Raw genomic sequence first — 18,366 nt, 5'->3', positions numbered from 1 at the left:
CAGGCTTGAAGCCCCCGACAACGGGGCACGAAATGAAGCCCGCCTTATCCGGCGGGCTTTTTCATTGGGGGTGATTGCAATCAGCCGCGCGGCCACATGTCGGACGCGCCGATATCCGGCGCATTGGCGGCCAGCAGGCGCGCATGGATCCATGCGCCGATGGCGAGCAGGCGGTGGTCCTCATATCGCGCGCCAACGAGCTGCAAGCCCACCGGCAGGCCCTGCGGGCCTGTCGCAAAGGGCAGGTTCAGGCAAGGCAGCCCGAACAGCGTCCAGGCCCGCGAGAATTGCGGATCGCCCGTACCCAGGTCGGCAAACGGCGCCTCGCCGCTGGCGCTGGGGGCAATCAGGACGTCGTATTGGCCGAACCATGTGTCGACCCGCGCGCGCGATTCGGCGGCGCGTTCCAGGTTCTTGATGTGCTGCTCCGCGCTGATCTGCGCGCCGGATTCCAAGATGGCCTGCAGCTTGGGACTGAGCTGCGCGGCATGTTCCACGCGTTCGTACGCCAGCGCCTGCGAGGCCTCGAACGCCATGATGTCCGAATGCAGCTGCACCAGCACGCAATGCTCCGGCGGCAGCGGCACTTCTTCGACCTTGGCGCCCGCGCGCGACAGGATCGCCGCGGCCTGCGCGAAGGCCTCTTTGGTTTCGGGCTGCGCATGGCGCCATTGCAGGCTGCGATACATGCCCACACGCGGCGCGTCGTGATAGGACAGATCCAGCATGCGCGGATCGCGCATCAATACCGACGAGAACAGCGCCACGTCTTCCACCGAGCGCGCGAATCCGCCCACCGTATCCAGCGATTCGGCCAGGCTTTTCACGCCGGCGCGGGAGATCCCGCCGAACGTGGGCTTGAAGCCGACCACGCCGCAATAGGACGCGGGCCGGATGATGGAACCCGCGGTCTGCGAACCCAGCGCAAAAGGCACCATGTCGTCGGCCACCGCAGCGGCCGAGCCGCTGGACGAGCCGCCGGGCGTGTAGGCCTCGTTGCGCGGATTGCGGGTTGGGCCGGCCTGGTAGGTGGCGAATTCGGTGGTGACGGTCTTGCCGATGACGATGGCGCCCGCGCCACGGCACAGCGCCACCGAGGCGGCGTCCAGTCCGGGATGATGGCGGTCGTAGATGGGAGACCCGTAGCGGGTGGGCAGGTCGGCGGTATCGAACAGGTCTTTCACGCCGATGGGCAGGCCGTGCAGCGGACCGCGCAGCGCGCCGCGGTCGAGGGTTTCGGCGTGGTCGAGCGCAACCTGCTTCTGCAGGGCCGTCCAGGCATGAACGGTGTTCTCGCGCTGTTCGATGCGCGCGAAGCAGGCGCGCACCAATTGCACTGCGGTCAATTCACGCCGTTGCAGCTTGCGCGCGGCTTCAACCGCGCCCAGTCTGTTCAAGGCAGTAGACATGATTCTTTCCTCTTTGCCGGTGCCGCGACGAGCGCGGAAAAACATACTGCGCACCCGGTCCCCTTGACCGAGGGTATGCCCGGCGTGGCTGCCTGCCTGTGAAAGCAAGCGTCATGCCCGGCACACCGACCCCGCCGTTGTGCGTGTTGCGTCAATTGGGAAAAACACCGAAAGAACGGGGTTTCCGCCGAATAACGCGCTGCGCCATGGCTTTGTGTTGTTGCGTTCGCACCAGCATAGCGCAAACCCGTGCAATACAAAGTTCATATTCCTCAAGTAAAGTGAAATCGTTTTCAGCAAACTTGCAGCGATTCCATCAATGGCTACGCGCCCGTCGCCCCGCTTTTCCATCATCGAAGTGGCTCGCAAGGCGGGAGTTTCGCCGGCGACGGTGTCGCGCGCGTTCAACCAGCCGGAGATCGTGCATCCCGACACGCTGGCGCACATCCGCAACATTGCCAAGCGCGCGGGCTTTCGGCCGAACCGCGTGGGCCGCAGCCTGCGTTCAGGCAGCACGCGCACCATCGGGCTGATCCTGCCGACGCTGTCCAATCCCGTGTTTGCCGAGTGCTTCGAAGGCGCCGAACGCCGCGCCCGTGAGTCGGGCTACAGCGTCATGCTGACCGCCACCGGCTACGACCCCGCCGTGGAATCCGCGGCCGTGCAGGGCCTGATCGACCATCAGGTCGACGGACTCATCCTGACCGTGGCCGACGTCAGCAAGAGCGCCACGCTGGACGACCTGGACCGCAGCGGCATTCCTTACGTGCTGGTCTACAACGAATCCAATGATCATCCGTTTGCTTCGGTCGACAATCGCGCCGCAGCAAGCGACATGGTGGCGCATCTGGCCGCGATGGGGCACAAGCGCATCGCGCTGGTGACCGGCCCGCTGACCGCCTCGGACCGCGCGCGCCGTCGCCTGATGGGCGCGCGCGCCAGCGCCAAGAAGCTGGGCCTCGATGCCATCCAGCACATTTCCATGAGTTCACATACCGGCAGCGACGTGGACGCGCTGAAGGCCGCGCTGCGCGGCAAGCAGGCGCCCACCGCGCTCTTCTGTTCCAACGACCTGCTGGCCACCGCCGTCATCGCCGACCTGGTGGGACTGGGGCTGTCGGTGCCCGCTGACATTTCCGTGTGCGGCTTTGACGGCATGCGCTTTGGCGCGTTGCTGACCCCGCCGCTGACCACCGTCGCGCAACCCAGCGACGGCATTGGCCAGACCGCGTGCTCGAACCTGCTGGCGCAGATTCATGGCCAGCCACCGCAATCGAACCGCCTGCCGCATTGCATCGTCGTCGGCGGCACTGCGGCATCCGTGCGCCGCTAAGCCCGCTATCCACCATTCAGACAACTTCCAGATCGCCATGCTCATCGCACAAATCACCGACCTCCACATGCGCACCCCGGGAGACAAGGCCTACGGCATCATCGATCCCGCGGCGTTTCTGGCGCCGGCGGTGCGCGCCCTGAATGCGCTGACGCCGCGCCCCGACTGCGTGCTGATCACCGGCGACCTGACGGACCTGGGCAAGCCCATCGAATACCAGACGCTGCGTGAACATCTGCAGGCGCTGGAGATTCCGTATTTCCTGCTGCCCGGCAACCACGACGACCGCGCCCAGTTGCGCACCGCATTTCCGGACCACGCGTATCTGCAGGACGGCAGTCAGTTCGTGCAGTACGCCATCGAGACCTATCCGCTGCGCCTGCTGGCGCTGGACACCGTGGTGCCGATGAAGAGCCATGGCGAACTCTGCCAGACGCGCCTGGATTGGCTGGCAGAGCGCCTGGCCGAACAGCCCGGCCGGCCCACGCTGGTCCTGATGCACCACCCGCCATTCCTGACCGGCATCGAGCACATGGACGACATCGGCCTGCTGGCCGGCGCACCGGAACTGGAACGCATCGTCGTGCACTATCCCAACGTCGAACGCGTGCTGTGCGGCCACCTCCATCGCACGATCTTCCAACGCTTTGGTGGCACGATCGCATCGACCTGTCCGGGCACCGCGCACCAGCTTGCGCTGGAACTCGGTCCGCGCCCGACACTGCAATACATCATGGAACCGCCCGGCTATCAGCTGCATTGGTGGCAGGGCGGCAACCTGGTCACGCATCACGCCGTCATTGGGGATTACCCCGGCCCGTATCCGTTCGGTTGAAGCCGGCGCGGGGAACCCGCGCATTGCCACATATCCGTCATGTTTGCGCTGCACAATGAAAAGGTTTTCATAACAGGCAACAATGCGGATCTAACAATTAGATCTTCGAGACAGCATGTCATCCATCGTTCTGGATAACCTCACCAAACAGTACGCCGGCGCGGCGGCGATCCAAGGCGTGAGCTTTACGGTTCCGGCCGGCAGCTTCACCGTTCTGCTGGGTCCGTCCGGTTGCGGCAAGTCGACGACGCTGCGCATGATCGCCGGCCTGGATACGCCCACGTCGGGCACCATCCGCATCGGCGACCGCGACGTCACGCAACTGCCGCCGGCCAAGCGCCGCATCTCGATGGTGTTCCAGTCGTATGCGCTGTTTCCGCACCTGTCGGTGCGCGAGAACATCCTGTTCGGCCTGAAGGTGCGCAAAGAGCCCGCCAAGGACTTCGACCGGCGCTTGAAGCGCGTGGCCGACCTGCTGGGCCTGTCGCATCTGCTGGACCGCAAGCCGTCGCAACTGTCCGGCGGCCAGCAGCAGCGCGTGGCGCTGGGCCGCGCCGTGATTTCCGAAGCGCCGGTCTGCCTGATGGACGAGCCCCTTTCCAACCTGGACGCACAGCTGCGCCACGAGATGCGCCGCGAGATCCGCGCATTGCAGCAGAGCCTGGGCATCACCATGGTCTACGTCACGCACGATCAGACCGAGGCCATGAGCATGGCCGATCAAGTGGTGCTGCTGCGGGGCGGCCAGATCGAACAGCACGACACGCCCGATGGCCTGTATGCGCGTCCGGCCAGCGAGTTCGCGGCGCGCTTCATCGGCACGCCGCCCATGAATTTGATCAACCTGACGCAGCAAGCAGGCGCCACGGTGATCGCCGGCACGCAGGGTCCCGCTATCGCGAATGCGCCCGCGGGCGCCGTAAAGCTGGGCGTGCGTCCTGAACACATCCGCATCGACAGCGACGGCATCGCAGCCACTGTCGAAAGCGTGGAGTACTTCGGCGCGGACTCCATCGTGGTGTGCCGCATCGGCGACACGGGCGGCGTGGCCGTGCGTGTCGGCGGCCACCTGCGCGCCAGCGCCGGCGAGTCGCTGCGCCTGTCCTGGCCGGACGGGCAACAGCATTTCTTTGCCGCCGATTCGGCGGTCATCAACACCGACGGGCGCTAGAAAAAATAGCCCACACACAGGAAAGGAACATCCCATGCGACGCATCGTACTCAAGACCCTGGCCGCCAGCCTGGCCGCCGCCTGCCTGTCTCTGCCTGTGCAGGCGCAGAACAAGCCCGTCGAGGTCGAGTTCTACTACCCGGTTGCTGTCGGCGGCCCGATCACCAAGATCGTCGACGACATGGTGACGGATTTCCAGAAAGAAAATCCCAACATCAAGATCAAGCCGATCTACGCCGGTTCGTATCAGGACTCCATCGCCAAGGCGCTGACCGCGCTCAAGGGCGGCACCCCGCCGCAACTGGCCGTGCTGCTGTCCACCGACATGTTCACGCTGATCGACGAGGACGCCATCGTTTCGATCGACAGTCTGGCCAAGACCGACGCCGACAAGAAGTGGCTGGGCGGCTTCTATGACGCCTTCATGCAGAACAGCCGCACCGGCGGCCACACCTGGGGCGTGCCGTTCCAGCGTTCGACGATCGTCATGTACTACAACAAGGATCTCTTCAAGGCCGCCGGCCTGGATCCCGAAAAGCCGCCCAAGACCTGGGCCGAGCTGGTCGAGTACGGCAAGAAGCTGACCAAGCAGGACGCCTCGGGCAACACGACGCAGTGGGGCATCGAGATCCCGTCGGGCGGCGCATTCGCGTACTGGCTTTTCCAGGCGTTGACCACGCCCAACGGCGCGATCCTGATGAACGAAGCCGGCAACGAGGTCTACCTGGACAAGCCGGCGGTGGTCGAAGCCGCGCAGTTCTGGCGTGACCTGTCGGCCAAGCACAAGATCATGCCGACCGGCACGATCGACTGGGGCACCACGCCCAAGGACTTCCTGGAAAAGAAGGCGGCCATGGTGTGGACCACCACCGGCAACCTGACCAACATCCGCAAGAACGCGGACTTCCCGTTCGGCGTGGCGATGATGCCGCAGCAAAAGCGCGGCGGCAGCCCCACGGGCGGCGGCAACTTCTACATCTTCAAGAGCGGCACGCCGGAGCAGCAGGCGGCGGCGCTGAAGTTCGCGCAGTGGGCCACCACGCCCGAGCGCGCGGCCGACTGGAGCATCGCCACGGGCTACGTAGCCGTGACGCCGGCCGCCTGGGAAACCGAGAAGATGAAGAAGTACGCGCAGGAAGTGCCGGCCGCCACGGTCGCGCGCGACCAGCTGGAAGTCAGCGTGGCGGAATTCTCGACGCACGAGAACCAGCGCGTCACCAAGACCCTGAACGACGCCCTGCAGGCGGCGCTGACGGGCTCGAAGACCCCGCAGCAGGCCCTGACCGACGCGCAGCGCGAGTCCGATCGCATACTGCGTTCCTACAAGTAAACCGACCGCACGCACGATGAGCCGCTCTTTGAATGCGCTTTATGGCTGGCTGCTTCTGCTGCCAGCCATCGTGCTGCTCGCCGCCTTCACGCATTACCCGGCGGTGGCGACGCTTTGGCACAGCTTTTTCTCCACCCCAAAGGGCGCGCGCCCGGCCCGCTTCGTCGGGCTGGACAACTACGCGGTCATGCGCGACGACCCCGTGTTCTGGCAGTCGCTGTGGAACAACCTGTGGTTTGCGCTGGGCACCATTCCCACCTCGATCGGCATCGCGCTGATCATGGCGCTATGGGTCAACCGCAACCTCACCGGGCGCGGGTTCCTGCGCATGGCGTACTTCACGCCGACCGTGCTGCCCATGGTGGCAGTCGCCAACATCTGGCTGTTCTTCTACACGCCGCAGTACGGGCTGATCGCGCAGGTGATGGGCTGGTTCGGCGCGCCGGGTCCCAACTGGCTGGGCAACCGCGAGACCGCGCTGCCCGCGCTGATGCTGGTGACCGTCTGGAAAGAGGCCGGCTTTTTCATGATCTTCTATCTGGCGGCGCTGCAGACCGTGTCGCCGTCGCTGCGTGAAGCGGCCATGCTGGAAGGCGCCTCGCGCTGGCAGTACTTCCGCCGCATCCTGTGGCCGCTGCTGATGCCCACCACGCTCTTCGTGCTGATCAATGCGCTGATCAACGCGTTCCGGCTGGTCGACCACGTGGTCGTCATGACGCGCGGCGGGCCGGACAACGCGAGCACCTTGCTGCTCTATTACATCTACCAGGTGGGATTCAGCTTCTGGGATACGGCCTATGCCGCCACCCTGACCGTCGTGTTGCTGGTGGTGCTGGCGCTGACCGCGCTGATCAAGTTCCGCTGGCTGGACCGCAGGACGCACTACCAATGAAAGACAAGCTCGATACCCTGGGCGCGTGGGCACTTGGCCTCTTGTGGATCCTGCCGCTGGCCTACGCGATGTGGGCGGCGTTTCATCCGCCGGCCTACGCCACCCGCTTCGATCTCTTCGCGCCGCTGACGCTGGATAACTTCGTCCGTGCCTGGAATGCAGCGCCGTTTCCGCGCTACTTCCTGAACACGTTCGTGCTGGTCACGATGGTGCTGGCCGCGCAGCTGGTGCTGTCGACGCTGGCGGGCTATGCGTTCGCGCGCTTCGAGTTCCGCGGCCGCGATTTTGTCTTCATGCTGGTGCTGTTGCAGCTGATGATCATGCCCGACGTGCTGCTGGTGGAAAACTACCGGTCGATGAGCCTTCTTGGCGTACGCGACACGGTGTTCGCGATCGGCCTGCCGTACTTTGCCTCGGCGTTCGGCATCTTCCTGTTGCGCCAGACCTTCAAGACGGTTCCGCGCGAACTGGAAGAGGCGGCCCGCATGGAAGGCGCCAATGCGTTGCAGGTGCTGTGGAAGGTCTACGTGCCGCTGGCCAAGCCGATCTACGTGGCCTACGGGCTGGTGTCGGTCAGCCACCACTGGAACAACTTCCTGTGGCCGCTGATCATCACGAATTCGGTCGAATCCCGGCCGCTGACGGTGGGCCTGCAGGTGTTCTCGTCGACGGATCAGGGCATCGACTGGTCGGTGATCACCGCCGCGACGCTGATGTCGGCCGCGCCCCTGCTGATCGCGTTCCTGCTGTTCCAGCGCCAGTTCGTGCAGTCGTTCATGCGGGCGGGGATCCGGTAGAAATCCGTTCGCACGCCGCGCCGCACACATCGCGCCGCCGTGAACGCAGCGCACAAAAAACCCCGCCAGGCGGGGTTTTTCACGGGTGGCGGGATGTTCGGCCGTTCAATACCCGACAGTCAGGCCCGGCAGGTCCACGGTGATGCGCGGACGCTCCAGCGCCAATGCCAGGTGCTCGGCGAACTCGCGGGCTTCCTTTTCGTCGGTGGACAGCGTGTCGTAGCCCAGCGCGTCGGCCACGCCCAGCACCTTGTCCAGCAACAGGACCTTGCCGCTGGGCCGCAGGGGCTCGCAGCCCAGGGTTTCCCAGGCGCTGTCAAACCAGTCGCGCGCATCGGCCTGGCGTTGCGGGGAGGTTTCGACGTTCGCGGAAAGGTCCAGCGAACGCCGGGAGTCGAAAACAATGGTGATGTCGCTGCGCATGGGAATAAGGCTCCGTCAGAGGGCGTCAGGCCAACAGGGTAGGCAAAAAAAGCCGGACAGATTGTCCGTCCGGCGACATAGTCCTACCAGCCCCGCGAGACTTCCCAGGTGACCTCGGCGCCTGCGGCCTGCGACTGGCGCATCATGTCCAGCAGGGGGAAGGCACGCTCCTTCAGACCGACCGCGCGCGCCATCGGGGCGACGGGCGCCTTGTCCTCGTCGTCCTCGTCCGGGCTTTCGTGGGCGTGCTGGTACTCGTCGATCGCGCGTTCGATGCCGCTGATGGCCGGTCCAAGCTGCTCCACGGTGAAGACGCCGCGCTCGGGGATCTTGTCGCCGACCGGCTTGCCGGCCGCCTGCAACAGGGCGCCCGCGTGGTCGGTCAGCATCAGGACTTCGGCCACGACCTTGGAGTGAAAAGTGATCAGCATATTCCGGTCTCCTACATTGATTACCTTAGCTCCGTACACTACCCCAACGCCCCCATGATGCCAACTGGCGCCCCCAAATCAACTATGATTCAGGGGTTTCCCGTGACAGCAGGCGCCGCGCCGGGCCCCAGATTTCCGGCACATGCGCGCCGGCTTGCCCGCCGCCGCCGGACAGAACCGCGAGCCCGCCAGCGGGCACGGCGCGGATCGCCGGCAGGCCGCAAGCGCCGTGCCGCCATCGTCACTCACTCAGAACCACGCCAGACGCCCATGCTCCTCGAGCAACAAAAACAGCTTATCTCCCTGATCCAGGCCGCCGTCGCGCAGAGCCTTCCCGACGCCCAGCCCAACGTGCTGCTGGAGCGCCCCAAGGTTGCCGCCCATGGCGACGTCGCCACCAACGTGGCCATGCAGCTCGCGAAACCCGCGCGCCGCAATCCCCGCGAACTGGCCCAGGGCATCGTCGACGCCGTGATGGCCAATCCCGACGCCGCCGCGCTGGTCGAAAGTGCCGAAGTGGCCGGCCCCGGCTTCATCAACCTGCGCATCACGCCGGCTGCCCGCCAGGCCGTGATCGCCGCGGTGGCTGAGCAGGGCGATGCCTACGGCCGCGCCGCGCGCCTGGGCGAGAAGATTTTGGTCGAATTCGTGTCGGCCAACCCCACCGGTCCGCTGCACGTGGGCCATGCCCGCCAGGCCGCGCTGGGCGACGCGCTGTGCCGTCTGTACGACGCCGTGGGTTGGGACGTCACCCGCGAGTTCTATTACAACGACGCCGGCAACCAGATCCAGAACCTGGCGATCAGCGTGCAGGCCCGCGCCCGCGGCCTGACCACCGATTCCCCCGACTGGCCCGAAGACGGCTACAAGGGCGACTACATCGCCGACATCGCCCGAGACTTCCAGGACGGCAAGACCATCCAGGCGTCCGACGGCGAGCCCGTCACCGCCACCGGCAACATCGACAACCTGGACGACATCCGCGCCTTTGCCGTGGCCTACCTGCGCCGCGAACAAGACCTGGACCTGCAGGCCTTCGGCCTGGCGTTCGACAATTACTACCTGGAAAGCTCGCTCTACACGTCCGGCCGCGTCGAAGCGACGGTCAAGGCGCTGATCGCCGGCGGCCATACCTACGAGGAAGGCGGCGCGCTGTGGCTGCGCACCACCGAATTGGGCACGGGCGACGACAAAGATCGCGTCATGCGCAAAAGCGAGGGCGGCTACACCTATTTCGTCCCCGACGTGGCCTACCACAAGGCCAAGTGGGAACGCGGCTTCCATCGCGCCGTGAACATCCAGGGCAGCGACCACCACGGCACCGTGGCCCGCGTGCGCGCCGGCCTGCAGGCGCTGGAAGAGGGCATCCCGAAGGACTATCCGTCCTACGTGCTGCACAAGATGGTCAAGGTGATGCGCGGCGGCGAAGAGGTCAAGATCTCCAAGCGCGCCGGCAGCTACGTCACCATGCGCGACCTGATCGACTGGGTCGGCCGCGACGCCGTCCGCTACTTCCTGATCCAGCGCCGCGCCGACACGGAATTCGTGTTCGACGTGGACCTGGCCCTGTCCAAGAGCGACGAGAACCCCGTCTACTACATCCAGTACGCCCACGCGCGCATCTGCTCGGTCATCAACAACGCGGGCATGCCCGCCGCCGACGTGGCCCAGGCCGACGCCGCGCTGCTGACGGCCCCGACCGAATTCGCGCTGATGCAGCGCCTGGCCGAGTTCCCGCAAGTGGTGGCGCTGGCCGCCCAGGACCTGTCGCCGCACCACATCGCGTTCTGGCTGCGCGACTGCGCGTCGGACTTCCACGGCTGGTACAACGCCGAACGCGTGCTGGTCGACGACACCGCCGTCAAGTTGGCCCGCTTGCGCCTGGCCGCCACGACCCGCCAGGTGCTGGCCAACGGCCTTGCGCTGTTGGGCGTTTCCGCGCCCGAGCGGATGTAACATCGGTTCATGGCAACCAAGCGCAAATCCACCCGCCGTTCCTCCGGCGAAAGCGGCAGCACCCTGTACGGGGCGCTGGCCGGTCTGCTGATCGGGCTGATCGTCGCCGCCGTCGTCGCGTTCTATGTCACCAAGGCGCCCGTTCCCTTCGTGGACCGGGCCAGCCGCCAGGGCGATACGGGCAAGCTGCCCGATCCGCGCTCGGCGCCGGACCCCAACGCCGGCCTGTACGGCCGCGACGGGGCCGCGGGCGCGCCGCCCACCGGTCCCACCGCCACCGCGCCGGCCCCGCTGCCGGGTGCGGGCGCACCGTCCAAGGGCGATGAAACGCCCGCCAAGCTGGACGACCTGGGCGCGCTGATCGCCACGCTGCCCACCTCCCGGGCGCCGGCTGCTGCGCCGTCGGCGCCCCCCGCCACGGCGTCCGCGCCCACGCCCATCTCCAAGGCCGCCCCCACGGCGACGGCATCCGCCAAGCCGTCCGCGCCCGCCGCCAACGGCACGTACTACCTGCAAGCCGGCGCCTTCCGCGGCGAGAACGACGCCGAATCGCTCAAGGCGCGCATCATCCTTTTGGGACTGCCGGTCGCGGTACAGAAGGCGGAATTGAACGGCAAGCCCATCAACCGCGTCCGGGTCGGTCCGTTTGCCCGCCTGGACGACATGAACCGGGCGCGCGGACGCCTGGGCGAGAACAAGATCGAAACCGCCGTGGTGCGCCAATAGCGCTACGCGGCGGATCGTTTTGCATTGAACTAATCCGGCCCCGGGCCTGTCTGTAGCCTTTTATTCAGGAACCTCACCCATGCTGTCCCCCAAGCTCATCCGCATCCTGGCAGCCGCCGCGCTGACCGCCACGGCGTTCTTCAGCCCGGCCAGCCACGCGCAAGGCGCCCAACAGTACGTGCCGATCAACCCGCCGCTGCCGTCGGACACCCCGGGCAAGGTCGAGGTCCTGGAATTCTTCGCCTACACCTGCCCGCACTGCGCCGCCATGGAACCCATGGTCGAAGACTGGGCCAAGACCGCGCCGTCCGACGTCGTCTTGAAGCAGGTCCCCATCGCCTTTAACGCCGGCATGAAGCCGCTGCAGCAGCTGTACTACACGCTGCTGGCCCTGGACCGTCCCGACCTGCACCCCAAGGTCTTCACGGCCATCCACGGCGAACACAAGCGCCTGTTCGACAAGAAGGCCATGGGTGAGTGGATTGCCACCCAGGGTGTGGACCGCGCCAAGTTCGACTCGGTGTTCGATTCGTTCAGCGTGCAGACCCAGGTGCAGCGCGCCAACCAGCTGGCCGAGGCCTATCGCATCGAAGGCACCCCGTCGTTTGCCGTGGGCGGCAAGTTCATGACCTCGCCGGTCATGGCGGGCAACAGCTACGAAGGCGCGCTGAAGGAAGTCAATGCGCTGATTCCGATGGCGCGCGCGAAGTAAACCTCGCAAGGTTCCGCGCACGATCTGCGCAGTACCCGCATCAAAAACGCCCCGAGCCTTCCAGGCCGGGGCGTTTTTTTCAGCCATCATTCAGCCGTGCCGTCATGGCGCCGGGCTACACTTTCACCATAAAAATCGCCGCACGCACGGCATCAAATGGGTGGAAGACAAATGAAGAAGCACTTCTCGCGCAGCAGCGCGGCGCTGGGCCTGTGCCTGTCGCTCGCAACGGGCCTGGCCCACGCCAACGCCGCCGACGGCGTCAAGATCGGCGTTCTGACAGACATGGCGGGCGTCACCGCCGACGCCACCGGCAAGGGGTCGGTGGAAGCCGCCCGGCTGGCCATCGAGGAAATGGGCGGCACAGTGCTCGGCAAGCCGATCACGCTGGTTTCCGGCGATCACCAGCACCGCCCCGACATCGGCAGCAGCATGGTCCGCAAGTGGTACGACACGGAAGGCGTGGACGTAGTGGTGGACGTGCCCAACTCGTCCGTCGCGCTGGCCGTGCAGGGCATCGCGCGCGAAAAGAAAAAGCTGGTGCTGTTCTCCAGCCCCGGCACCACCGCGCTGACGCAGGCGCAGTGCTCGCCCTACGGCGTGCAATGGACCTACACCACCTACGCGCTGTCGCGGGGCACCGCCACCGCCGTCGTGAAAGAGGGCGGCAAGCGCTGGTTCATCCTGGCGTCCGATTACGCGTTCGGCAAGCAGCTTGCCGCGGACACGGAAACGGTCGTCAAGGCCAACGGCGGCGAGATCGCCGGCACGGTCTTCCATCCGCTCAACGCGTCGGACTTCGCGTCCTTCCTGCTGCAGGCGCAGGGCTCCAAGGCGCAGATCATCGCAATCGCCAACGCAGGCGGCGACACCATCTCGGCCATCAAGCAGGCGGCGGAATTCGGCATCGGCGGCACGCAGCAACTGGCGGCGATGCTGCTGCTGTTGACGGACGTGCACAGCCTGGGGCTGGCCGCCGCGCAAAAGACCTACCTGACCGTGCCGTCGTATTGGGACATGAACGACGGCACCCGCGCCTTCACCAAGAAGTTCGAGGCGCGCGTGGGCCGTCCGCCCACCTTCCTGCAGGCCGGCGTCTACAGTTCCGTGCGCCATTATCTGCAGGCGGTGAAGGCGGCCGATTCAGTCGCTGCGGACGCGGTGATGGCCAAGATGAAGTCCATGCCGATTGACGACCCCTTCAGCCTGAACGCGCACATCCGCGCCGACGGCCTGGTGGTGCGCGACATGATGCTGGCGCAGGTGAAGACGCCCGAACAGTCCAAGGCTCCCTGGGACTACTACAACATCGTGCGCACCATCCCGGCGAATCGCTGGCGTGGCCGCTGTCCGACAGCCAATGCCCGCTGGTCAAGCCATGACGCAGGAACTGGCGCTGGCGGACTTCGGCAGCTTCTATGCGGGCGGGCGGCCCGTGCGGATCGACGGGCAGCCCAAGCGCGATATCGCCTTCACGCAGACGGCGTCGCTGGCCTACGACCCCAACGGCCTCTATCACTTTGAGCAGGCCTACGTGCAGTACTTCATCCCGGCGCGCCTGGCGCATCCGCTGCCCATCGTGCTGCTGCACGGCGGCGGGATGACCGGCGCGATGTGGGAACAGACGCCCGACGGCCGGCCCGGCTGGATGCAGCATTTCCTGCGGCAAGGCCATGCGGTCTATGTGGTGGACAACGTCGAGCGCGGGCGCGCCGGTTGGGCGCCGTTCACGCAGGTCTGGCCCGAGCCGCCCATCATCCGCAACGCCGAGGAAAGCTGGTCGCTGTTCCGCTTTGGACGCGCCGAGGATTTTGCTGCGCGGCAGGCGTTTGCGGGACAGCGCTTTCCGGTTGGCCATTTCGACGACTTCATCCGCCACGCCGTGCCGCGCTGGCTGGGCAACAACGATGCCGCGTTGCAGGGCTTTTGTGCCGTGCTGGACCGGATCGGGCCCTGCATCGTGCTTGCCCACAGCCACGGCGGCGAAGTGGCCTACCGGGCGCTGCACGCGCGGCCGGATCTGGTGCGCGGGGTGATCGGCATCGAGCCGTCCGGTTTTTCCACCGAGGTCATCGCGCACTGCGTGGCGGACAAGCCGTTTCTGTTCGTCTATGGCGACTATCTGGACGCAACGCCACTCTGGGAAAAGCTCACGGCAACAGGCGCCGCCTACGCCGAAGACCTTGGGCGCCATGGCGGGCGGGTGCAGACGTGGCGGCTGGCGGATATGGGCATCGCGGGCAATTCGCACATGCCGATGATGGATGACAACAGCGACGATATCGCCGCGCGCATCGGCGCGTGGATACGCGACACGGCGGGGTGATCGCGTTCGTCAATGCAACGCGGCGGCCTTGCAGCCGCCGCGTGTAGTTCTTTCAAGTGTAGTTGCGCGCGCTTACTGCGCGATCATTCCTTGACTGCCGCAGCCTGTTCAAACGCCTGCGTCAGATCCGCAATGATGTCCTCGGGCGACTCCAGCCCGATGTGCAGGCGCACGACCGGGTTCTCGCCTTCGCCCCAATAGCCGTGCTTGGACAGATCCTTCGGCGACACGAGCTGCACCAGGCTTTCATAGCCGCCCCACGAAAAGCCGATGCCAAAGAGCGTCAGCGCATCGACAAAGCGGCGCGCGGCGGCCGGGGACAGGGCCAGTTCGGCCGACAGCATGCCGTTCGACCCGGTGCAATCGCGTTTCCACAATTCGTGGCCGGGATCCTTGGGCCAGGCCGGATGGAACAAACGCACGGTCTCGGGACGGGAATCCAGGAACTCGCATACCTGCATCGCGTGGCGCGCATGCTGCGCCATGCGGATGGGCATGGTGCGCACGCCGCGCAGCGCCAGCCACGCGTCGTCGGCGCTGATCGAATAACCCATCGCATACTGCGTGCGGTTCAGCTTGCGGGCAATGCCTTCGTCGTTGGTGACCACCGCGCCCAGCATCAGGTCGGAGTGTCCGCCCACATACTTGGTGCCGGCGATGACCGAGACCTGCGCGCCCAGCGTCAACGGCCGATAGATATAGCCGGAGCCCCAGGTGTTGTCGGTGGCCAGCACCAGCCCGTGGCGCTGCGCGATGGCGGCCATGGCGCCCATGTCCAGCATCTCGAAAAGCAGCGAGCCGGGCGATTCCACGTACAGCAGCTTGGTATTGGGCCGCACCAAAGCGTCCACGTCTTCACCCGCGGCAAAGTACGTGATCTCGATGTTCATGCGCTTGAGCACCGCATCGTCCAGCTCGCGCATCGGGCCGTACACGCTGTCGGAGATCAGCGCATGGTCGCCGGCCGAGCACAGCGCCATCATCACCATCGTCATGGCCGACAGACCCGAGGACGCCAGATAGCAGTGCGTGCCGCCTTCCAGCTGCGTGAAGACCTCTTCCAGCGCGGCATGGGTGTCCATGCCCATGCGCCCGTACGTGGACGCGCGGCCGCCAGCCGCCTTGCTGCGCTGCGCGTTTTCCAGCGCGGCGATATTGGCAAAGCGCACCGTGCTGGCCCGCATGGGCGGCAGCGGCACCGGCGCCGTGCCGGTCTCGGGATTGAACGGGGCGGTGCCCGCGTGCTGGAGAACCGTATCGATGTGTTTGGTAGGCATCTTGTAGAGGTGCGTCAAAACCGGGAAAACCAAACCATATCAGGACGCGGCCGGAATTTCAGCCGATCCATTGGACCGTCTCGGACAAATCCGCGCGCCGGGTGCGATAGCTGTTGGCCGGATGCGCCGTGTCCTCGAAGCCGAACGAGATGCCGCAGACTACGCGCCGGCCAGGTGCGATGCCCAGCACTTCGCGCAAGACCTCGGGATACATCGCCAGCGAGGCTTGCGCCACGGTCGCCACGCCATTGGCCTGCGCCGCCAGCAGAAAATTGGCGACATACCCGCCGCAATCCATCGCGCCGTATTCGCCCAGCGCCTCGTCGGTCGTGATGATCGCGACATGCGGCGCGTCGAAGAGGGCGAAGTTGCGCATCTCCTGGCGCCGGTAGGCGTCGCGGTCGCCGCGCGGCACGCCGACGGCGCCGTACAGCTGGAAGCCGGATTCGCGGCGGCGGGCCAGGTATTCGTCGCGGTATTCGCGCGGGAACGGAAAGTCGGGCGTGAAACCCTCGACCTGCGCGCGGCGCTCCAGTGCATCGCGCAGGCGCCGCGTGCCGTCGCCTTCAGTGATCGCCACCTGCCACGGCTGGCAGTTGCACCAGGACGCCGTGCGCTGCGCCAGCGTCAATATGCGTTCGACGGTCGTGCGAGGCACAGGCTTCGGCAGAAAGGCGCGGCAGCTGTGGCGGGCAAGCAGCCAGTCCTCGAGCGCGGTATCGGGCAGGGCGTTGTTGGCGTTATCGGTGTTATTGGCGTTCTGAGCGGCAACGGTCATGATCAAACTGTCTCCTGTCGTGGTCGGCTTTGCCCTTATCATGCCACTTGCTGTCCGCCACCGTCCCGCCCGTTGCATCCGCGGTCCGATACCGAAGAGACTCCATGCTGCCCCTCGACACCCTGATCGCATTCTTTGGCATTGCCGTGCTGCTGGCGCTGACGCCGGGGCCGGACAACCTATTTGTGCTGATGCAGTCCGCCATCTGGGGACGCAAGGCGGGCATGTTCGTGGTGCTGGGGTTGTGCACGGGACTGCTGGGACACACGGCGGCGGTTGCGGTTGGCTTGGCCGCAGTATTTGCCGCGTCGCCCGTGGCGTTTACGGTGCTAAAGCTGGCGGGCGCGGCCTATCTGGCGTATCTGGCCTGGCAGATCCTGCGCGCCCCCGTCGAATCCGAAGACGGCAAACGTCCCGAACCCATGCGGCCCGGCGCGTTGTACCGCCGCGGCATCGTCATGAACCTCACCAATCCGAAGGTGCTGTTGTTCTTCTTCGCCTTCCTGCCGCAGTTCACGTCTCCGCGGCTCGGGCCGGTCGGATTGCAGACCATGCAACTGGGCGCGGTGTTCATCGTGTCGACGCTGCTGGTGTTCGGCGCGATCGCGTTCTTCTCGGGGGCGTTCGGGGAATTGCTGCAGCGTTCGGTCACGGCCAAGCGCTGGTTGAATCGCATTGCCGCGCTGGTGTTCGTCGGGCTGGCCGTCAGGCTGGCGACGGCTTCCCGCTAGACACCGCTAATCGTCGCGCTGGCGCTGATCACCAGCGACGGCAAGCGATCAGCGGGACACCGGCAGCCGGACACGAGCAGCAACGCTCGCATCCCCCGGCCGCCCATCACCGCCAATCAAACCGCCTTGAACCGCACGATGCCATCGGCATCCTGCACACGCGTCAGCTTGCCTTCGAAGTACAACGCATGCAGATGCGCCAGCGCCTCGCCCATCGCGAACGTCAGCTGATGCAGATCCAGCTTGCGCTTGAACAGCACCGGCACGATGTCGGATGTCGATTGCGGCTTCACGGCACAGGCTTCCAGCACCTCGGCCAGCCGATCACGATGATGCTCGTGCTGCTGAGTAATGCGCTCATGCAGCCCTTTGAACGGGCGGCCGTGCGACGGCAGCACCAGCGTGTCGCGGGGCAGGCCGTCATAGCCGTGCAGCGACCGCAGATACAAAGGCAGGGGATTCGCGTCGGGTTCGTAGTCGAACACGCTGACGTTGGTGGAAATGCGCGGCAGCACCATGTCGCCGGAAATCAGCACGCCCAGATCGGGCGAGAACAGCGACGCGTGTTCCGGCGCATGACCGTAGCCCACAATCACACGCCAATTGCGACCGCCGATGCGCACCTGATCGCCGTCCATGATGCGCGTATAGCGCGACGGCACGGCAGGCACCAAGTTCGGGAAATAGCTGGCGCGCTGGCGGATCTGTTCCTGCGCGTCCGGGTCCGTCAGGCCGTGACGGGCGAAGTGTTCGACCGCCGATTGGCCGCCCGGCCCCGCGCCGGCATCCGTGCGGCGCGACGACCACAGCGACGCCACCATGTAGTCCGTCATCGTCATCCACAGCCGCGCGTTCCAGCGCTCGCACAGCCAGTAGGCCAGGCCGATGTGGTCCGGATGCATGTGGGTGACCAGCACGCGCAGCACGGGCAGGCCGTCCAGTTCGTTCTTGAACACGTCTTCCCACAGCGTCTTCACTTCGTCGCGCGAAATACCGCAGTCGACGACGGTCCAGCCCTCCTGGCCGTCGATGTTGTCGCGCAGCAGCCAGAGGTTGATATGATCCAGCGCGAACGGCAGCGGCATCCGGATCCATTTGACGCCCTCCGCCACCGCATGCGCGCGGCCGGCCTCGGGCTGAAAATCGGCCCAGGGATACTGAAGCTTCTGTTCGTTGGGGTTCATTGCCTCTCGCTCCACGCTTGACGATCACGTCAAGTCATCATAATTTACGTTTACG

Annotated in this window: 17 protein-coding genes and 1 pseudogene; 12 read left to right on the top strand and 6 right to left on the bottom strand. The window is 65.8% G+C overall.

Annotation, left to right across the window (positions count from 1 at the left end):
- Positions 1–80 precede the first annotated feature (80 nt).
- Complete coding sequence (locus B2W22_RS13915) at positions 81–1,409, bottom strand: amidase (protein ID WP_286938185.1); 1,329 nt, start codon at positions 1,407–1,409, stop codon at positions 81–83.
- Between the two features lie 319 nt (positions 1,410–1,728).
- Between B2W22_RS13915 and B2W22_RS13910 the strand changes: the two genes are divergently transcribed.
- The 6 genes from B2W22_RS13910 (at position 1,729) to B2W22_RS13885 (ending at position 7,767) form a co-directional block, all read left to right on the top strand.
- Positions 1,729–2,742: a LacI family DNA-binding transcriptional regulator gene (locus B2W22_RS13910; RefSeq protein WP_175123944.1), complete on the top strand. Its 1,014-nt coding sequence runs from the start codon at positions 1,729–1,731 to the stop codon at positions 2,740–2,742.
- A gap of 37 nt (positions 2,743–2,779) precedes the next feature.
- Positions 2,780–3,577, top strand: coding sequence for a phosphodiesterase (locus tag B2W22_RS13905; protein ID WP_286938183.1), 798 nt, complete (start codon positions 2,780–2,782; stop codon positions 3,575–3,577).
- 115 nt (positions 3,578–3,692) lie between these two features.
- Positions 3,693–4,748 (top strand): ABC transporter ATP-binding protein, encoded by a 1,056-nt coding sequence (locus B2W22_RS13900; protein WP_175137036.1) that lies wholly within the window; start codon positions 3,693–3,695, stop codon positions 4,746–4,748.
- Between the two features lie 34 nt (positions 4,749–4,782).
- A complete protein-coding gene (locus B2W22_RS13895) occupies positions 4,783–6,078 on the top strand; it encodes an ABC transporter substrate-binding protein (RefSeq protein WP_175137035.1) in 1,296 nt (431 codons plus the stop codon).
- 16 nt (positions 6,079–6,094) lie between these two features.
- Positions 6,095–6,970 carry a carbohydrate ABC transporter permease gene (locus B2W22_RS13890; protein ID WP_175137034.1) on the top strand — a complete coding sequence of 292 codons (876 nt, stop codon included), beginning with the start codon at positions 6,095–6,097 and terminating at the stop codon, positions 6,968–6,970.
- A complete protein-coding gene (locus B2W22_RS13885; protein WP_076518055.1) occupies positions 6,967–7,767 on the top strand; it encodes a carbohydrate ABC transporter permease in 801 nt (266 codons plus the stop codon). Before B2W22_RS13890 ends, B2W22_RS13885 begins: the two co-directional genes overlap by 4 nt.
- A 105-nt stretch (positions 7,768–7,872) precedes the next feature.
- Here the strand turns inward: B2W22_RS13885 and B2W22_RS13880 are convergent, their stop codons facing one another.
- The gene (locus B2W22_RS13880) at positions 7,873–8,190 is read right to left on the bottom strand and encodes a hypothetical protein (protein WP_175123948.1); all 318 of its coding nucleotides are present in this window, start codon (positions 8,188–8,190) and stop codon (positions 7,873–7,875) included.
- An 83-nt stretch (positions 8,191–8,273) separates the two neighbouring features.
- Positions 8,274–8,621: a DUF1840 domain-containing protein gene (locus tag B2W22_RS13875; protein WP_175123949.1), complete on the bottom strand. Its 348-nt coding sequence runs from the start codon at positions 8,619–8,621 to the stop codon at positions 8,274–8,276.
- Positions 8,622–8,891: 270 nt separating this feature from the next.
- Between B2W22_RS13875 and argS the strand changes: the two genes are divergently transcribed.
- The 5 genes and pseudogenes from argS to B2W22_RS13850 all read left to right on the top strand — a co-directional run bounded on the left by argS (position 8,892) and on the right by B2W22_RS13850 (position 14,341).
- Positions 8,892–10,577 (top strand): arginine--tRNA ligase, encoded by a 1,686-nt coding sequence (gene argS, locus B2W22_RS13870; RefSeq protein WP_175137032.1) that lies wholly within the window; start codon positions 8,892–8,894, stop codon positions 10,575–10,577.
- Between the two features lie 9 nt (positions 10,578–10,586).
- The gene (locus tag B2W22_RS13865; protein WP_239215037.1) at positions 10,587–11,303 is read left to right on the top strand and encodes an SPOR domain-containing protein; all 717 of its coding nucleotides are present in this window, start codon (positions 10,587–10,589) and stop codon (positions 11,301–11,303) included.
- Positions 11,304–11,382: 79 nt separating this feature from the next.
- A complete protein-coding gene (locus B2W22_RS13860; protein WP_056565750.1) occupies positions 11,383–12,015 on the top strand; it encodes a thiol:disulfide interchange protein DsbA/DsbL in 633 nt (210 codons plus the stop codon).
- A gap of 171 nt (positions 12,016–12,186) precedes the next feature.
- Positions 12,187–13,397 (top strand): annotated as a pseudogene (locus tag B2W22_RS13855) (ABC transporter substrate-binding protein).
- Positions 13,376–14,341 (top strand): alpha/beta fold hydrolase, encoded by a 966-nt coding sequence (locus tag B2W22_RS13850; RefSeq protein WP_286938177.1) that lies wholly within the window; start codon positions 13,376–13,378, stop codon positions 14,339–14,341. Before B2W22_RS13855 ends, B2W22_RS13850 begins: the two are co-directional and overlap by 22 nt.
- A gap of 83 nt (positions 14,342–14,424) precedes the next feature.
- On the opposite strand, the gene metC is transcribed toward B2W22_RS13850, so the two are convergent.
- Together metC and B2W22_RS13840 are read right to left on the bottom strand one after the other, a co-directional pair.
- Entirely contained in the window at positions 14,425–15,618 is a 1,194-nt protein-coding gene (metC, locus tag B2W22_RS13845; protein ID WP_175137030.1) for a cystathionine beta-lyase, read from the bottom strand.
- Positions 15,619–15,676: 58 nt separating this feature from the next.
- On the bottom strand, positions 15,677–16,396 hold the full coding sequence (locus tag B2W22_RS13840; RefSeq protein WP_286938174.1) for a nitroreductase: 720 nt from the start codon (positions 16,394–16,396) through the stop codon (positions 15,677–15,679).
- Between the two features lie 104 nt (positions 16,397–16,500).
- Here B2W22_RS13840 and B2W22_RS13835 point away from each other — a divergent pair, with 104 nt between their 5' ends.
- The gene (locus B2W22_RS13835; RefSeq protein WP_175123954.1) at positions 16,501–17,127 is read left to right on the top strand and encodes a LysE family translocator; all 627 of its coding nucleotides are present in this window, start codon (positions 16,501–16,503) and stop codon (positions 17,125–17,127) included.
- Between the two features lie 116 nt (positions 17,128–17,243).
- Here B2W22_RS13835 and B2W22_RS13830 read toward each other — a convergent pair whose 3' ends face one another.
- Positions 17,244–18,311 carry an MBL fold metallo-hydrolase gene (locus tag B2W22_RS13830; protein ID WP_286938171.1) on the bottom strand — a complete coding sequence of 356 codons (1,068 nt, stop codon included), beginning with the start codon at positions 18,309–18,311 and terminating at the stop codon, positions 17,244–17,246.
- Between the last annotated feature and the right edge of the window lie 55 nt (positions 18,312–18,366).

This window comes from Achromobacter sp. UBA4530 (assembly GCF_002388205.1).
Lineage (GTDB): Bacteria > Pseudomonadota > Gammaproteobacteria > Burkholderiales > Burkholderiaceae_B > Achromobacter > Achromobacter animicus.
This window is presented reverse-complemented; position numbering and strand designations above follow the sequence as displayed.

What these genes read in the sequence shown, in the direction of transcription:
- B2W22_RS13915 (WP_286938185.1), bottom strand. Translation starts at nt 1,409, where the DNA reads ATGTCTACTGCCTTGAACAGACTGGGCGCGGTTGAAGCCGCGCGCAAG.
- B2W22_RS13910 (WP_175123944.1), top strand. Translation starts at nt 1,729, where the DNA reads ATGGCTACGCGCCCGTCGCCCCGCTTTTCCATCATCGAAGTGGCTCGC.
- B2W22_RS13905 (WP_286938183.1), top strand. Translation starts at nt 2,780, where the DNA reads ATGCTCATCGCACAAATCACCGACCTCCACATGCGCACCCCGGGAGAC.
- B2W22_RS13900 (WP_175137036.1), top strand. Translation starts at nt 3,693, where the DNA reads ATGTCATCCATCGTTCTGGATAACCTCACCAAACAGTACGCCGGCGCG.
- B2W22_RS13895 (WP_175137035.1), top strand. Translation starts at nt 4,783, where the DNA reads ATGCGACGCATCGTACTCAAGACCCTGGCCGCCAGCCTGGCCGCCGCC.
- B2W22_RS13890 (WP_175137034.1), top strand. Translation starts at nt 6,095, where the DNA reads ATGAGCCGCTCTTTGAATGCGCTTTATGGCTGGCTGCTTCTGCTGCCA.
- B2W22_RS13885 (WP_076518055.1), top strand. Translation starts at nt 6,967, where the DNA reads ATGAAAGACAAGCTCGATACCCTGGGCGCGTGGGCACTTGGCCTCTTG.
- B2W22_RS13880 (WP_175123948.1), bottom strand. Translation starts at nt 8,190, where the DNA reads ATGCGCAGCGACATCACCATTGTTTTCGACTCCCGGCGTTCGCTGGAC.
- B2W22_RS13875 (WP_175123949.1), bottom strand. Translation starts at nt 8,621, where the DNA reads ATGCTGATCACTTTTCACTCCAAGGTCGTGGCCGAAGTCCTGATGCTG.
- argS (WP_175137032.1), top strand. Translation starts at nt 8,892, where the DNA reads ATGCTCCTCGAGCAACAAAAACAGCTTATCTCCCTGATCCAGGCCGCC.
- B2W22_RS13865 (WP_239215037.1), top strand. Translation starts at nt 10,587, where the DNA reads ATGGCAACCAAGCGCAAATCCACCCGCCGTTCCTCCGGCGAAAGCGGC.
- B2W22_RS13860 (WP_056565750.1), top strand. Translation starts at nt 11,383, where the DNA reads ATGCTGTCCCCCAAGCTCATCCGCATCCTGGCAGCCGCCGCGCTGACC.
- B2W22_RS13850 (WP_286938177.1), top strand. Translation starts at nt 13,376, where the DNA reads ATGCCCGCTGGTCAAGCCATGACGCAGGAACTGGCGCTGGCGGACTTC.
- metC (WP_175137030.1), bottom strand. Translation starts at nt 15,618, where the DNA reads ATGCCTACCAAACACATCGATACGGTTCTCCAGCACGCGGGCACCGCC.
- B2W22_RS13840 (WP_286938174.1), bottom strand. Translation starts at nt 16,396, where the DNA reads ATGACCGTTGCCGCTCAGAACGCCAATAACACCGATAACGCCAACAAC.
- B2W22_RS13835 (WP_175123954.1), top strand. Translation starts at nt 16,501, where the DNA reads ATGCTGCCCCTCGACACCCTGATCGCATTCTTTGGCATTGCCGTGCTG.
- B2W22_RS13830 (WP_286938171.1), bottom strand. Translation starts at nt 18,311, where the DNA reads ATGAACCCCAACGAACAGAAGCTTCAGTATCCCTGGGCCGATTTTCAG.